The sequence below is a fragment of the Gordonia sp. J1A genome (assembly GCF_055393515.1).
Window position 1 is genome coordinate 1,355,596 of record NZ_AP041607.1, and the last position, 13,714, is coordinate 1,369,309.

Here is a 13,714-nt window from a genome sequence, read left to right on the forward strand (position 1 = left end):
TGACGCGGAGACATCCGCACGACCACGCGGAGATCTACGGTGTGAGGATGGATCCAGTGCTGGCCGCGGGCGCGGTCATCGTCGACGACGGCGGACGAATACTGATGGTCAAACGCGGTCACGCACCGGAGAAGGGACGTTGGTCGGTACCGGGCGGACATGTCGAGGCCGGCGAGACCCTCGCCGAGGCTGCCGCACGTGAGGTCCGGGAGGAGACCGGCCTCGAGGCGGTGATCGGCAGGGAACTCTGGTGCGCGATCATCGATTACAGCGACGCGGAGACCTTCGAGATCCACGACTTCGCCGCGACGGTGATCGGCGGCGAGCTGCGCGCGGGCGACGACGCCGAGGACGCACGATGGATGACCGCTGACGAACTCGAACGTGCACCGCTCGTCGGCCGGCTCCGCGCGCATCTGCGTGCCGCCGGAATCCCACCCTCGGACCAGGTGGCGCCAAAGGGTCCCATCTGATCGGCCGGCGGGGTTTACTCCCCCTATGAGCCTCCGACCGCGAGCCCCGGCGCTGCTACTGGCAGTGCTGATCGCGGCAGTGGCAGTGGTGGGCGGATGCGGCGGTCCCGACGGTGGGCGTAGCGGCGAAGGCGTGCTCCGAGTGGGAACCGAGGGCACCTATGCGCCGTTCAGCTTCCACGACCCCGCGACCGGTCGACTCTCCGGCTACGACGTCGACGTGGCCGAGACCGTCGCGCATCAGATGGGCATGCGGGCCGAGTTCGTGGAGGCTCCCTGGGACTCGCTGTTCGCAGCACTCGGCGCGGATCGATTCGACGTGGTCGCCAATCAGGTCACGATCACTCCGGAGCGGCGAGCCGAGTACGCGTTGTCCAGCCCGTACGCCGTCGGCGAAGGGGTGGTCGTGACACGGGCGGACGACTCGTCGATCCGGTCGTTGAACGATCTGAGGGGCCGCACCGTCGCCCAGACGGCGACGAGCAACTGGACTCAAGTCGCTCGCGACGCGGGTGCACAGGTGCAGACCGTCGAGGGTTTCACCCAGGCGATCACACTGCTTCGGCAGGGCCGGGTCGACGCGACGGTCAACGACAGCATCGCCGTGTACGCGTATTTCGCCGAGACCGGCGACTCGTCGGTCACGATCTCGGCCAAGACCGGGCAGACGAGCGACCAGGCCTTCGCCGCCGCCAAGGGCAGTCCGCTGATACCGAAGATCGACCACGCGCTCGACCGTCTGCGGGCCGACGGCACGCTCACGGCGATCTCAGAGAAGTACCTCAAAGCCGATGCCAGCGGCAGCGGCCCGCGGGCACAGCCGCCGGAGAGCACCTGGGAGTTGATCGGGAGAAACCTCTGACCGATGGCGGAAGCCACGCTCACCACCACCATCCCGCTCGCGGCGGTGAGCTTCGTGATCGGCCTGGCGATCGCGCTCGTCGTGGCACTCGCCCGGCTCGCGGAGAACCCGATTCTCTCGCGACTCGCGCGGATCTACGTCTCGATCATCCGGGGCACCCCGCTGTTGGTCCAGCTGTTCATCATCTTCTACGCGCTGCCCGAGCTCGGATTCAAAGTGCCGCCGCTGCCTGCCGCCGCGATCGCTTTCTCGCTCAACGTCGGCGGGTACGCCGCCGAGATCATCCGCAGCGCGATCATGTCGGTTCCCAAGGGCCAGCGCGAGGCCGCCGCGACCATCGGCATGAACTACGCGACCACGATGCGCCGCATCGTGCTCCCGCAAGCGGCGCGGATCGCGGTTCCCGGTCTGTCGAACACGCTCATCTCACTGGTGAAGGACACCTCACTCGCCTCCACGATCCTGGTGACGGAGCTCCTGCGCGTCGCGCAGATAGCCGCCGCGCCCACCTTCGAGTTCTTCGCCCTGTACATGACCGCCGCGGTCTACTACTGGATCGTGTGCCTCGTGCTGTCGATGCTGCAGGGCGTCCTCGAGACCCGTCTCGGAAGGTTCATCCCGACATGACCGCACTCATCCAGGTCGATGGTCTGACGAAGGCCTTCGGTGACAACGAAGTGCTGCGCGGCATCGAGTTCAGCGTCGACTCCGGGTCGGTCACCGCGGTGATCGGCCCCTCCGGATCGGGCAAGACCACCCTTCTGCGGTCGCTCAATGCGCTCGACGTACCGGACACCGGTGTGATCCGGGTGGCCGACGTGACGATCGATTTCGCCGGCGACTACGCCAAGTCCGACATCGCCCGCTATCGGAGCCAGAGCGGATTCGTCTTTCAGAACCACAACCTGTTCCCCCACAAGACGGTCTTGGAGAACGTCATCGAGGGACCGGTGGTGGTGCAGCGACGGCCGGTGGCTGACGCGACCGCGGATGCGCAGCGGTTGCTCGACAGCGTCGGCCTGGGCGACCGCGCCGACGACTACCCGGCTCAACTGTCCGGCGGTCAGCAGCAGCGGGTGGGGATCGTGCGCGCCGTCGCGATGAATCCGAAGGTGCTGCTGCTCGACGAGCCGACGTCGGCACTCGACCCGGAACTGGTCGGCGAGGTCCTGCGGGTGATCCGCGACCTCGCGGCACAGAACTGGACCATGGTCGTGGTCACGCATGAGATCTCGTTCGCCCGCCAGGTGTCCGACCAAGTGTTGTTCGTCGACGGCGGCGTGATCGTGGAACGCGGCGCACCGGAGCAGGTCATCGGCGCTCCCGAGCACGAGCGGACAGCTGCCTTTCTGCGTCGTCTCACCGACCCGATCTAGATCCGGCAGCGGTCAGGCCGGCGCCACCCGAGCGGCGCCGGTGTACACGTTCATCGAATCGCCGCGGAGAAAGCCGATGAGCGTGAGTCCCGACCGCTCGGCGAGTTCGGCGGCCAGCGAGGACGGCGCCGACACCGCCGTGAGCATCGGGATGCCGGCCATCACCGCCTTCTGCACCAGTTCGAAGCTCGCCCGGCCCGACACCTGCAGAATGGTTCCGCGCAGCGGCAGCCGGTCGCGTGTCAGCGCCCACCCGATCACCTTGTCGACGGCGTTGTGCCTGCCGACGTCCTCTCGCAGGGTCAGCAACTCACCCGACTCGGCGTCGAACAGCGCCGCCGCGTGCAGTCCGCCGGTGCTGTCGAAGGCTCGCTGTCCGGCGCGCAGACGTTCCGGCAGTTCGACGAGCAGCGACGGTCGCACCGTCGTCTCGTCTCCGCGCAGGTCGAACGCCGACGAGGTCTCCACCGCGTCGATGCTCGTCTTGCCGCAGATTCCGCATGCGCTGGTGGTCAGGAAGTCGCGCGCGGTGGCCGGTCCGGGCGGCGGGGTGTCCGCGGAGAGTGCGATGTCGAGCACGTTGTACGTGTTCTCCGTGCCGCCGGTGCCCGGCCCGCCGCAGTGGATCGCGGCCCGGAACTGCTCGGCACGGGTGATGACCCCTTCGGAGACGAGGAATCCCGCCGCGAGTTCGACGTCGGTGCCCGGTGTCCGCATCGTCACCGCCAGCGGCCGTCCGCCGATCCGGATCTCGAGTGGTTCCTCCACCGCGAGTCGGTCGGGACGACGCCGCGGCTCGTGTCCGATCCGCACCTTCGTCACCGGCCATCGGGCGGTAATCCTTCCCACCTCCGCCAGGGTATCCGCTGGGCCGGCCGATAGAGTCCCCACCGTGCAGACCCGTCCCGATCCCCTGCCTCGTGTGCCGCCGAGCGCGCTGGTGGTCGCTGCGGTGTTCAGCGTCCAGTTCGGCAACGCGATCGTCGGTTCGCTGTTCGACCGGGTGGGACCGTTCGGCGCCGCCGCCCTGCGACTCGGGTGCGGCGCGCTGATCCTGGCCCTTCTCGTCCGGCCACGGGTGCTGAGCTGGCCGCGGCGCACGTGGCTCGGCGTGCTGCTGCTGGGTCTGGGCCTGGGCGGAATGAACCTGTTCATCTATCTGGCGATCGATCGCGTTCCGCTCGGCGTCGCGGTCACCGTCGAGCTGATGGGACCGTTGGCCGTCGCCGCCGCGGGCAGCCGGCGCCTGATCGACGCCCTGTGGGTCGCGCTCGCCGCGCTCGGGATAGCGATGCTCGGCGTGCACGGCGGCGCTGCCTTCGATGTCCGGGGAGCAGGATTCGCGGCGATGGCCGCCCTCTGCTGGGGCGTCTACATCGTGGGCTCGGCCCGACTGGGAACCCGGGTGCACGGCGTCGACGGCCTGTCGGCGGCCATGCTGGTCGCGGCTGGGGTGATCGTCCCGATCGGACTGTTCCAAGCGGCGCCCGCGGTCGCCGACGACCCGGGCCTGCTCGCGGCGTTCGGCGGCGTGGCCGTGCTGACCTCAGTGATCCCCTACGCCCTGGAGTTCACCGCACTCAAACGGATGTCGACGCGCGTGTTCGGCGTGCTGTCGAGTCTGGGCCCCGCGGTGGCCGCTCTCGCCGGCTTCGTGGTTCTGGACCAGTCGCTGGACTCACGTCAGCTCGTCGCCATCGCACTCGTCGTCACGGCGAGCGCGGGCGTTGTCCTCACAGCCGCGCGGTGAGTGTCTCAGCGGGATGTGGTGACGGCCGAGGCGTCACGATTGAGCCGCAGCACCAGCGCGACGATCAGCGGCAGCTGACACGCTGCGTAGATGATGTGGAAGACGTAGTGCACGTTGGGATTCTGCGGCCCTGAGACTGCGTTGCTCTGCGGTATGAGGCCGATCAGTGATGCGACCACCAGGATCCACGCCCAGATCAAGAGCAGCCAGCTCGACGCGGCACGAGCTCGTGGAACGAAGCCCAGCAGTCCGAGACCGAGGTAGACCGCGGTCGGAAACATGTTGGTGACGCTGAGCAGAGGCGTGGCCGGCATGTCGACGCGGTCGTGAATGAGCACCCCCGCCAGCGCGACGGCGGCGAATGCCAGGACGAGCACGTCGTCGCGCCTCGCGATGCGCCGATCCACCTGCGCCGACTTCGCTGTCCGCGTCCGCACCGCCACAAGAACCCACCTTCACTCCCTGCAGTGATGCCGATCCCTCGACCGCACTGGAGACTTCACCCCAGGACAAGGTAAGTGCATGAGAGCGGCAGAAATCTAGGGACCAAAGTAATCAGCCGGCGACGAAATGTCGGGACATTCGGATTGCTCGACCGCTTTGCGCACTGTTCAATGTCCTCGTGTCATTTGAACGTACGACAAGAATCAGAATCGTCGCGATCATCGCAGCCGTCGGATCACTCCTCGGTTCGCCCGCCACCGCGTCGGCCGCGCCGGCGCGCACGTGCGTCGTCGATCCGGGGAACGCCACGCGAACGGTCACCTCCCTGATGGAACACTGCACCGCCGAGGAGATCCTCGGGTTGTTCGCCGATGCGCCGCTGGGCGTTCGTCCCCTCGGGAAGAAGAAGCTCTCCCTGCTCCCGGTGTTCCAGCTTCGGGGCCGGACACTGCCCCATGATGCGGCGAAGACCCTCACTCGCACCCAGAGTGTCCTCGGGGACGCATTGACCTTCACCGAACGGGGCGGGCGCCCCTGGGTGTACAAGAACTACGTCTGGGGCACCGACGCCGGAGCCGAGGTGGTTCCCGCCGTCTCGCGCGTCGACGGTCGGCCGGTCTACGCCGCGGACTTCTCGGCTGATTTCCTCGGTGAGCCGGTCAGCCTCCATGAGTACCGTCAGCTCACGCCGGGTGTGTGGATCGCCCGCGACATCGGCGGCGGCAGCAGCCCCACCTCGACGCCGACGGGCGGGGTCATCGCGCTGAGCTGACCGGCCGAGGCCGCCTGCGTCACACCGGGATCCGTGCCCCCATCACGACGAGTTGCTCGCGCGGAAGCCGGAAGTAGTCACTCGCGTCCGACGACACGTGCGAACTCGCCAGAAACACTCGCTTGCGCCAGCCCGCCAGGCCCGGTTCGTCACTCAGACGCAACTCCACAGTCGACAGGAAGTACGTCACCGCCGCGGGGTCCACACCCACCGGAAGGTCACGGAGCGCACCGAGAGTCGCCGGGATGTCCGGCGGCTCGGCATACCCGAAGCGGACGACGACGGCGCTGATCCCCTCGTCGTCGGCACCGAGGTCGATTCTGCGGACCCGCGCCGCAGGATCGACGCGGGGCGCGGTAGCGACCTCCACCGACACGAAGAGGACCTGCCGGTGCCGGACACGGTTGTGATCGACGTTCGCCCGGAACGCGAGCGGTGCGCTGGCCGGGTCGCGATTGAGGAAGACCGCCGTGCCGTCCACCACGTCGACCTCGCGCTCCCCCGACCGCAGCGATTGGAGGAACTCGTCGACGGGGCCCTCGAGCAGCGATCGACGAGCCGCTACCAGCAGGCGACCGCGCCGCCACGTCGTCATGATCGCGAAAGCAGCGAGAGCGATGACCAACGGCAGCCACGCCCCGTGGACGAACTTGGTGATGTTCGCCGCGAAGAACAGCAAGTCGACGGTCAACAGTGCGGCCGCGGCGGGCGCCAGCAGCCACCACGGGATCCGCCAACGGTGCCGTGCGACGACGAAGAACAGGATCGTGGTGATCGCGATGGTCCCGGTGACCGCCATGCCGTACGCGTAGGCGAGGGCGTCGGAACTGCGGAATGCGAACACCAGGGTGATCACCGAGACCATCAGGAACCAATTGAGCCACGGAACGTACACCTGCCCGTACTCGCGGTCGGAGGTGTGCACCAGGCGTAGACGAGGCATGTAGCCGAGACGAGCCGCCTGCGAGGCGACGGAGAACGCACCGGAGATCACCGCTTGCGCCGCGATCACCGTCGCCATCGTCGTCAGGATCACGAGCGGGATCTGCCCCCACTGCGGGCTCAGCAGGAAGAACGGCGCGCTCAGATTGCGGACGTCGTGAAGCACCAGGGCGCCCTGACCGAGATAGCAGAGTGTCAGGGCCGGCGCGACGATCAGGATCCATGCGGTGGAGATGGGTCTGCGCCCGAAATGGCCCATGTCGGCGTAGAGCGCCTCGGCCCCGGTCACGGCGAGCACGATCGCGGCCAGCGCGAAGAACGCGACGTGGAAATGACCGGCGACGAAACGGACCGCGTAGGTCGGCGACAGTGCGCGCAGGATGCCGGGTTCGGCTGTGATTCCGTGTATTCCGAGCACCGAGATGACGACGAACCACGCCGCCATCACCGGCCCGAAGTAGCGACCCACGCCGCCGCTGCCGAACCGCTGGGCGAGGAACAGCACGAAGACGATCAATGCGGTCAGCGGGACCACCCAGGAATGCAGCTCCGGATCGACCACTTTGAGGCCCTCGACGGCCGACAGCACCGAGATCGCGGGGGTGATGATGCTGTCCCCGAGGAAGAGTGCGGCTCCGAGGATGCCGAGTGCGGAGAGCACGATGAACGTCCGCGGATCGATCTGTTCCACCCACCGTTTCAGGAGGGTCATCAAAGCGAGAATCCCGCCTTCGCCGTCGTTGTCCGCGCGCATGGCGAGCAGCACATACGTGAGGGTCACGATGATCATCACCGACCAGAAGATCAGCGAGACCACGCCGTAGACGTTGTCGGACGTCGGCGCGATCGGGTGCGGGTCCCTCGGGTCGAAGACCGTCTGAACGGTGTAGATCGGACTCGTCCCCAGGTCTCCGAACACCACGCCGAGTGCACCGACGACCATCGCCGCTCGCAGCGGTCGCACCGCGCGCACTGCCTGTTCAGACATTCCTCGGACAGTACCCCGGACCGCGCGCAGACGGGGCCGGTAACGGCACGTGCGAACCCCCGGCGCGGACGACAAATCCGCGACACCCTTGCGCGGCGGTGAGCGGGCCAGATAGCCTCGTGCAAATTAGAACGTGTTCTAGTCTGCTGGGACGGGGCACGCCAGATCACCGGGCACTGTGGTCTGTCACGTCGAGAATGAGGATGCACATGAAGGTCGCCGTCACCGGAGCTGCTGGATTCGTCGGAACCAACCTGGTCAACCAGTTGGTCGCCGACGGGCACGACGTCGTCGCCATCGACCGGGTGTCGCCGGCGCACGGCCTCGATCACCCGCAGGTGACCTGGACCGCCGCCGACATCTTCGACCACGACGCACTCGTCGCCGCGTTCGACGGCGTCGACACCGTGTATCACCTCGTCGCGATGATCACCCTCAAACAGCAGGACGAACTCGCCTGGCGAGTGAACACACAGGGCGTCGCATCCACCGCTCGAGCCGCGCTCGCCGCCGGTGTGCGACGCTTCGTCCACTGCAGCTCGATTCACTCCTTCGACCAGTACACCGACAACGGGATCGTCGATGAGAACTCCGCGCGCTCGGAGAATCCCGCGCTCCCGGTGTACGACCGATCGAAATGGGCGGGCGAGCAGGAACTGCGCAAGGTGATCGCGGACGGGCTCGACGCCGTGATCTGCAATCCGACCGGTGTCTACGGTCCCGTCGACCACGGACTCTCACGCATCAACGGCATGCTGCGCGACGCGGCGCAGGGCAGAGTCCCCTTGTTCGTCGAGGGCAACTTCGATCTCGTCGACGTCCGTGACGTGGCCAAGGGCCTCACCCTCGCCGCCGCGCACGGCGCCACCGGCGAGAACTACCTGCTCGGCGGTGAACAGGTCTGCCTCTTCGAGGCCATGCGCGCCGTCGCAGAGCTCTGCGGGCGATTCCGCCCGCTGTTCGCCGTACCGCTGCGTCTGCTGAACATGGTGGTCCCCATCGCCGAACCGATCAGCCATCTGTTCGGCTCCGACCTCGTCTCGCGTGCGTCCATCGCGGCGCTGGTCGCCCAACCCGTCGTCGACATCAGCAAGGCACGGACACAGCTCGGCTACGAGCCGCGGCCGTCCGCGGACACTCTCGCCGACCTCGTCTCCTTCCTGTGCGACTCGAAGCAGATGGGTTCCGCGCGCCCCCGGTCGGGCCGCGCGTTCGAGTCGGTCCTCCCCACCCCGGTCGGCTGACCCCGCCCCAGCCCCTCCAAGAACTCCCGCGCTGCTCGTCTCGCCCCCACCCGGGCGAGGCGAGCAGCGTTTTCGCATCTCACCATTATGCGACAGTCGCAAAATTATTATTGCGACGAGGTCTGGTGAGCGAGCGATCCCGCCAGGCTGATCTTCAGGCTTACTGCGAGCGACCCCGCGAGGCCCAATCTTCGCGCTCACTGAGCGAGCGCGACCCAGTCAGGCCTCATCTTCAGGCTTATTGAGCGAGCGCAGCGAGTCGAAATGAACCGCCACCACCGCAGGAACGACCCCGCCCCCACTGCGCTCGCTCGACCAGCCTGAGCGAACCACTCGAATTCGGGAGTGTCGCAAAACCAAGACCCGCCACTTTTGCGATACATTGTGAGACATGAGAGACGATGAGGCCGTCGGCGCCGGGTACCGACTCGGCTATGCACGAGCGCCCGGAGGGTCTCAGCGACTCGAGGCACAGATCGATACGCTCACCGATGCCGGCGTAGAACCGTCGCGGATCTACAGCGACAGGTCCGGCGCCGGTACCCCCTCCTCCGAGCGCCCCGGCTGGGCAGCGCTGCTCGACTACGCGAGGCCCGGAGACACCACCGTCGTCGTCGGCGTCGACCGACTGGGCCGCACCGCACGCGAAGTGCTCTCGAGTGCGCGCGAACTCACTCGGCGGCGGATCGGACTGCAGTCGCTGCGCGAGGGAGTCGATACCGCAGACCCCGCCGGAGCGATGATCGTCGGTGTCCTGGCGTCCCTCGCCGAGCTCGACGACGAGGAGCCGACATCGGAACACCGTCGGTCTCCGCATCGGCGCTCCCACGCCGCTTCCGGCGTCGGCCGGCCCCGCGCGCTGGACGAGACCCAAGCCGCCGCCGCCGAGCGCATGCGTGCCGCCGGCCATCCCGTACCCGCGATAGCCGCCGAACTCGGAGTCAGCCGAGCCACCCTGTACCGAACCCTCGCTGAAAGACGAACCCGCCGATGACCGCTCACTCCGCCGACCCTCAGACGACCGCGCCGCTCAGCGGTCACGCCACCGTGACGCGTCTGCCGACGTCGTATCCGCTCGTCGATCCGGAACTCGACGCATGCCTCGATCCGGACCTCTTCCAGCAGGGGTTCGACGAGTCGCTCGCCTACCTGTCGAGCCTTCCGCAGACGTGGGCGCGGCACCACGCGGCGTCAGTTCTCGAGAACGGCACCGACCCCGACGACGACCTGAGCTATCAGCGCGGTTACCGCGCCGGCCTCTACGGATTCCTTCGCCACGGCACCACCTGACACCCTCGCGTCGGTCTTACCTGCCGCGCGGCGTGAGAATGACCACGGGGATGTCCCGATCGGTCTTGCGCTGGTAGCCCTCGTAGCCGGGGTTGATCTTCACGATCGACGGCCACAGCCGCGACTTCTCCTCGGCGCTCGCCCGTCGCGCGGTCCATGACGTCGTCGTACCGTCGACAGTCACCTCCACGTCGGGGTTCGCTGCGAGGTTCTTGTACCAGTCGGGGTGGTCGGAGTGTCCGCCCTTCGAGGCGACGACCACGATCTGATCGGCCGAATAGATCGGTGCCGTGAGCATCGTCGACCGGCGCTGCCCCGACTTCCTTCCGATCGTGTGAAGCTCAAGAGTCTGCATCCCCAGCATCCGTTTCGGGAAGCGTCCGCCGGTGATCGCCAGGAGCGCGCGATGACCGTTCTCCAGAACCCAGGCACCGGCGGACGCGGTCGTGTCAGAGAGCTTCATGCGGCCCATTGTGCCGGAACGGCGCGTGCAGCGCCCTCGGCAGTCATGGATGACCGCTCAACCGACCGAACAGGTCACCATTCGTAGAATTCCTGCCCCGTCTTGCGGCCGAGATGCCCGGCTGCCACCTTGTCACGGAGGATCGCGGGCGGCTCGAACCTCGGTCCGATCTCCTTGGCGAGATGCTCGGCGATGGCGAGACGGACGTCGAGTCCGACGATGTCCGTAGTGCGCAAGGGTCCGGTGGGATGCTTGTAGCCGAGGGTCATCGCCGTGTCGATGTCCGCCGCGGAGGCGACACCTTCCTCCACCATCCGCATCGCCTCGAGTGCGATCGCCACTCCGAGCCGCGACGAAGCGAACCCCGGCGAGTCCGTGACGGTGATACCGGTCTTCCCGATGTCGCGCACCCACTGCTGAGCATCGGCGACCAGTGTCTCGGACGTCTTCGTGCCGACGACGATCTCGACGAGGTCGCTGGCCGGCACCGGGTTGAAGAAGTGCAGACCGATGAACTTCTCCGGTGAGGTGAGTGAATCGGCCAGACCGTCGATCGACAGCGAACTGGTGTTGGTCGCCACGACGGCGAGCGGAGCGGTCTTCTCTATGCGCGCCAGGACCTCCGCTTTGACCTCGACGATCTCCGGCACCGCCTCGATGACCAGTCCGCATTCGGCGAGGTTCTCAGCGCCGGTGGTGACGTCGGCTCGGCGAAGTACGTCGTCGACGGAATCGGCGAGCACGCCCCTCTCCGCCGCTTTGGTCAGACTCGAAGCGATCCGATCGCGAGCGCGGTCGGCGGCGGAGTCGTCCGCTTCGATCACCGTGACCGCGGTGCCGGAACACAGGAAGGCGTGCGCGATCCCGGCTCCCATCCGTCCGCCTCCGTACACCCCGACCCTGGTGGGCAAGCTCATCTTCGTCTCCGTCTCTTGCATGGTCTGGTCCGGCCTGCGGGAGTTCCGCAGCACCTCGATGTAGTCGTCGATACATGACATGGCGCGTCGATTCAGCCCGCGCCACCGACTCCGTCAGTCAGCGATTCCCGCAGTCGGAACTTCTGAATCTTGCCGCTGGGCGTGATCGGCAATTCACCGCGCGTGACAATACGTTCGGGGAGGTAGTGCTTCGAGAGCCCTTGCGCGAGAAGGTATTCCGACAGCCCTGCGAGCGTGCGCGCGGGCCGGCCGTCCTTCATCACGAGCACCGCGCAGACACGTTCACCGAGCCGTTCGTCGGGAATGCCGATGACGGCCGTGTTCAACACGTCGGGGTGGTCGAAGATCAACGACTCGATGTCGGTCACCGGGACGTTCTCGCCGCCCCGGATGACGATGTCCTTGCTCCGTCCCGACAGGGAGATCCAGCCGTGTTCGTCGATGCCGGCTCGGTCGCCGGTCGAGAACCACAGTCCCGGGCGATAGTCTCGCGTTGTGGCATCGGGTCGGTCGAAGTAGCCGTAGACCACACCTGGGCTCCGCATCAGGAGGTCGCCGACCACTCCGGCCGGGCACTCGTTGCCGTCGACATCGACCACGCGCATCTCCGAGCCCTCGAAGACCGACCCGTCGGTGCGCAGAATGGCGTCCGACTCCTTCGGCGTACACGAGACGAGGATGCTGCACTCGGTCATCCCCCAGGCGGGAGCCACGTAGGCGCCGAGAGCCTCCGCGGCTTGGACCGGCAGATTCCGCGGTACCGACGATCCGGCGATCACCAGGCACGAGAGCGGGTTGTCCGCATCACCGGCGAGATCGGTGCGCATCATGTCCTGCAGGAACGTGGGTGCGCCGAAGAAGGTGGTCACCCCTTCCTCCCGGATCACCTGCACGCCCCAGTCCGGGTCCCATCGGTCGACGTGCACGGCGGTACCGCCGAGAACGACGGTGAACACGATGCCGGCGCCACGAGCTCGCCGCCGGTCTTGTACAGTTCTCGTCTACGGCCTGGACAAGGCCCTGGAGGTCGAGGTGATCGGCGGAGACGGCACCGGCGCCCACCTGACCGGACTCCTCAACACCAGCGGCGTGCAGATCCAGGCGTTCGCCACCAACGCCCTGACGTCCATCCGTAAGGCCATCACGGCCCAGGAAACCCTCGGCTACGAGCCGAGCGTCCTGTTCATCTCCCCGGCCGATTGGGAGGCCGTGGAACTCCTGGCCACCTCGGACGACGCCATCGCATTCCGAGTCGTCCCGATTGACCTCATGGAACGTGAGCTGTGGGGACTCCGCGCGGTCCTGACCACCGCGCTCCCGGCAAAGACAGCCGTGGTCCTGGACCCGTCGGCAGTGAGCGTGGACGTCGTGGGCGCGGCCGTCGATATCGAGTGGGACACCTCGGGCGAACTGTTCGAGCGCAACCAGACCCGCGTCCGTGTCGAGGGCCGGTTCGGCGTGAGCGTCTACCGCCCCGAGGCCATCGTCAAGGTCGGCACCGCCGCCTGACAATGACCCTCTGACTCCGAGGCCCAGGTTCCGCACTCCGCCGCGCGGCGCCTGGGCCTCGGTTCCGTTTCAACACAAGGAGATTCACGCCGTGGGCATCATGGACCATATCCCGCACTTCGGCATGGAGTGGAGCGGATCACGAGTCACCTGGCTGGCGAAGAACCTACCGTTCGTTGGGGACGTCGATCTCAGTTCCGCTGGCATCTCCCCGTTCCGCGATGGCGGCCAGATTCCGAACTTCCGCAACGGGGGCCAGATCCCCGACGACCGAGCCGCCCGGCCCCAAGTCTCACTAGCCCGTCTCCACCGCCAACACGGCACCAGCGGAGAGCGCGCGACGTCTGCGCAGCGAGCCGGCGGAGCACTCCCGACCAACCGCGCCCAGGCCACGGAGGCCAACATGGCCGCCCGCCGGCGCCAGGGCGGGGCGTCGGCACCGACCCGACGCCGGCCGAACCCACCACGAGCTCCACGGCACTCCGCCGGCCAGCACACCGGCATCGGCGCCGACATGGCCGCCCTCACTCCGGCATCGGCCGGACTCAGCGGAGGCGGACCCGTCGGACTCCACGCCGTCACCGGCGCGCGGCGCCAGAAACACGAGTTCTGTCCCGGCGTGGCCTGACCGTCATGCGCGGCCGGGATCACCACGCCTGTGAG

Annotated in this window: 15 protein-coding genes and 1 pseudogene; 10 read left to right on the plus strand and 6 right to left on the minus strand. The window is 67.4% G+C overall.

Annotation, left to right across the window (positions count from 1 at the left end):
- Positions 1-47: 47 nt before the first annotated feature.
- From ACZ5QD_RS06320 to ACZ5QD_RS06330, 3 genes and pseudogenes are all read left to right on the plus strand, one after another.
- Positions 48-473 carry an NUDIX hydrolase gene (locus tag ACZ5QD_RS06320; protein ID WP_045538894.1) on the plus strand — a complete coding sequence of 142 codons (426 nt, stop codon included), beginning with the start codon at positions 48-50 and terminating at the stop codon, positions 471-473.
- A 25-nt stretch (positions 474-498) separates the two neighbouring features.
- Positions 499-1,962 (plus strand): annotated as a pseudogene (locus ACZ5QD_RS06325) (ABC transporter permease subunit).
- Positions 1,959-2,711, plus strand: coding sequence for an amino acid ABC transporter ATP-binding protein (locus ACZ5QD_RS06330; protein WP_006895113.1), 753 nt, complete (start codon positions 1,959-1,961; stop codon positions 2,709-2,711). Before ACZ5QD_RS06325 ends, ACZ5QD_RS06330 begins: the two are co-directional and overlap by 4 nt.
- A gap of 12 nt (positions 2,712-2,723) precedes the next feature.
- Here ACZ5QD_RS06330 and fdhD read toward each other — a convergent pair whose 3' ends face one another.
- Positions 2,724-3,560, minus strand: a complete 837-nt coding sequence (gene fdhD / locus ACZ5QD_RS06335; RefSeq protein ID WP_062367687.1) for a formate dehydrogenase accessory sulfurtransferase FdhD — start codon at positions 3,558-3,560, stop codon at positions 2,724-2,726.
- A gap of 43 nt (positions 3,561-3,603) precedes the next feature.
- Here fdhD and ACZ5QD_RS06340 point away from each other — a divergent pair, with 43 nt between their 5' ends.
- Entirely contained in the window at positions 3,604-4,461 is an 858-nt protein-coding gene (locus ACZ5QD_RS06340) for an EamA family transporter (protein ID WP_045538878.1), read from the plus strand.
- Positions 4,462-4,466: 5 nt separating this feature from the next.
- On the opposite strand, the gene ACZ5QD_RS06345 is transcribed toward ACZ5QD_RS06340, so the two are convergent.
- Positions 4,467-4,904, minus strand: a complete 438-nt coding sequence (locus tag ACZ5QD_RS06345) for a hypothetical protein (protein ID WP_045538880.1) — start codon at positions 4,902-4,904, stop codon at positions 4,467-4,469.
- A 179-nt stretch (positions 4,905-5,083) separates the two neighbouring features.
- Here ACZ5QD_RS06345 and ACZ5QD_RS06350 point away from each other — a divergent pair, with 179 nt between their 5' ends.
- Entirely contained in the window at positions 5,084-5,677 is a 594-nt protein-coding gene (locus ACZ5QD_RS06350; RefSeq protein ID WP_045538882.1) for a hypothetical protein, read from the plus strand.
- A 19-nt stretch (positions 5,678-5,696) separates the two neighbouring features.
- On the opposite strand, the gene ACZ5QD_RS06355 is transcribed toward ACZ5QD_RS06350, so the two are convergent.
- Positions 5,697-7,607, minus strand: coding sequence for a potassium transporter Kup (locus ACZ5QD_RS06355; RefSeq protein ID WP_045538884.1), 1,911 nt, complete (start codon positions 7,605-7,607; stop codon positions 5,697-5,699).
- A 209-nt stretch (positions 7,608-7,816) separates the two neighbouring features.
- Here ACZ5QD_RS06355 and ACZ5QD_RS06360 point away from each other — a divergent pair, with 209 nt between their 5' ends.
- The 3 genes from ACZ5QD_RS06360 (at position 7,817) to ACZ5QD_RS06370 (ending at position 10,141) form a co-directional block, all read left to right on the plus strand.
- The gene (locus ACZ5QD_RS06360) at positions 7,817-8,851 is read left to right on the plus strand and encodes an NAD-dependent epimerase/dehydratase family protein (RefSeq protein WP_045538886.1); all 1,035 of its coding nucleotides are present in this window, start codon (positions 7,817-7,819) and stop codon (positions 8,849-8,851) included.
- A gap of 391 nt (positions 8,852-9,242) precedes the next feature.
- Positions 9,243-9,845 carry a recombinase family protein gene (locus ACZ5QD_RS06365; protein ID WP_045538888.1) on the plus strand — a complete coding sequence of 201 codons (603 nt, stop codon included), beginning with the start codon at positions 9,243-9,245 and terminating at the stop codon, positions 9,843-9,845.
- Positions 9,842-10,141 carry a hypothetical protein gene (locus ACZ5QD_RS06370; protein WP_045538890.1) on the plus strand — a complete coding sequence of 100 codons (300 nt, stop codon included), beginning with the start codon at positions 9,842-9,844 and terminating at the stop codon, positions 10,139-10,141. Before ACZ5QD_RS06365 ends, ACZ5QD_RS06370 begins: the two co-directional genes overlap by 4 nt.
- Before the next feature lie 16 nt (positions 10,142-10,157).
- Here ACZ5QD_RS06370 and ACZ5QD_RS06375 read toward each other — a convergent pair whose 3' ends face one another.
- From ACZ5QD_RS06375 to ACZ5QD_RS06385, 3 genes are all read right to left on the minus strand, one after another.
- Positions 10,158-10,604: a nitroreductase/quinone reductase family protein gene (locus ACZ5QD_RS06375; RefSeq protein WP_045538898.1), complete on the minus strand. Its 447-nt coding sequence runs from the start codon at positions 10,602-10,604 to the stop codon at positions 10,158-10,160.
- Between the two features lie 74 nt (positions 10,605-10,678).
- Complete coding sequence (locus ACZ5QD_RS06380; protein WP_045538900.1) at positions 10,679-11,521, minus strand: 3-hydroxyacyl-CoA dehydrogenase family protein; 843 nt, start codon at positions 11,519-11,521, stop codon at positions 10,679-10,681.
- A 92-nt stretch (positions 11,522-11,613) separates the two neighbouring features.
- The gene (locus ACZ5QD_RS06385) at positions 11,614-12,498 is read right to left on the minus strand and encodes an AMP-binding protein (protein ID WP_231650261.1); all 885 of its coding nucleotides are present in this window, start codon (positions 12,496-12,498) and stop codon (positions 11,614-11,616) included.
- A gap of 1 nt (position 12,499) precedes the next feature.
- Between ACZ5QD_RS06385 and ACZ5QD_RS06390 the strand changes: the two genes are divergently transcribed.
- A complete protein-coding gene (locus ACZ5QD_RS06390) occupies positions 12,500-13,051 on the plus strand; it encodes a phage major capsid protein (RefSeq protein ID WP_081598069.1) in 552 nt (183 codons plus the stop codon).
- 91 nt (positions 13,052-13,142) lie between these two features.
- Positions 13,143-13,679: a hypothetical protein gene (locus ACZ5QD_RS06395; protein WP_006895126.1), complete on the plus strand. Its 537-nt coding sequence runs from the start codon at positions 13,143-13,145 to the stop codon at positions 13,677-13,679.
- The last annotated feature ends 35 nt before the right edge of the window (positions 13,680-13,714 follow it).

What these genes read in the sequence shown, in the direction of transcription:
- ACZ5QD_RS06320 (WP_045538894.1), top strand. Translation starts at nt 48, where the DNA reads ATGGATCCAGTGCTGGCCGCGGGCGCGGTCATCGTCGACGACGGCGGA.
- ACZ5QD_RS06330 (WP_006895113.1), top strand. Translation starts at nt 1,959, where the DNA reads ATGACCGCACTCATCCAGGTCGATGGTCTGACGAAGGCCTTCGGTGAC.
- ACZ5QD_RS06355 (WP_045538884.1), bottom strand. Translation starts at nt 7,607, where the DNA reads ATGTCTGAACAGGCAGTGCGCGCGGTGCGACCGCTGCGAGCGGCGATG.
- ACZ5QD_RS06360 (WP_045538886.1), top strand. Translation starts at nt 7,817, where the DNA reads ATGAAGGTCGCCGTCACCGGAGCTGCTGGATTCGTCGGAACCAACCTG.
- ACZ5QD_RS06365 (WP_045538888.1), top strand. Translation starts at nt 9,243, where the DNA reads ATGAGAGACGATGAGGCCGTCGGCGCCGGGTACCGACTCGGCTATGCA.
- ACZ5QD_RS06370 (WP_045538890.1), top strand. Translation starts at nt 9,842, where the DNA reads ATGACCGCTCACTCCGCCGACCCTCAGACGACCGCGCCGCTCAGCGGT.
- ACZ5QD_RS06375 (WP_045538898.1), bottom strand. Translation starts at nt 10,604, where the DNA reads ATGAAGCTCTCTGACACGACCGCGTCCGCCGGTGCCTGGGTTCTGGAG.
- ACZ5QD_RS06380 (WP_045538900.1), bottom strand. Translation starts at nt 11,521, where the DNA reads ATGAGCTTGCCCACCAGGGTCGGGGTGTACGGAGGCGGACGGATGGGA.
- ACZ5QD_RS06390 (WP_081598069.1), top strand. Translation starts at nt 12,500, where the DNA reads ATGCCGGCGCCACGAGCTCGCCGCCGGTCTTGTACAGTTCTCGTCTAC.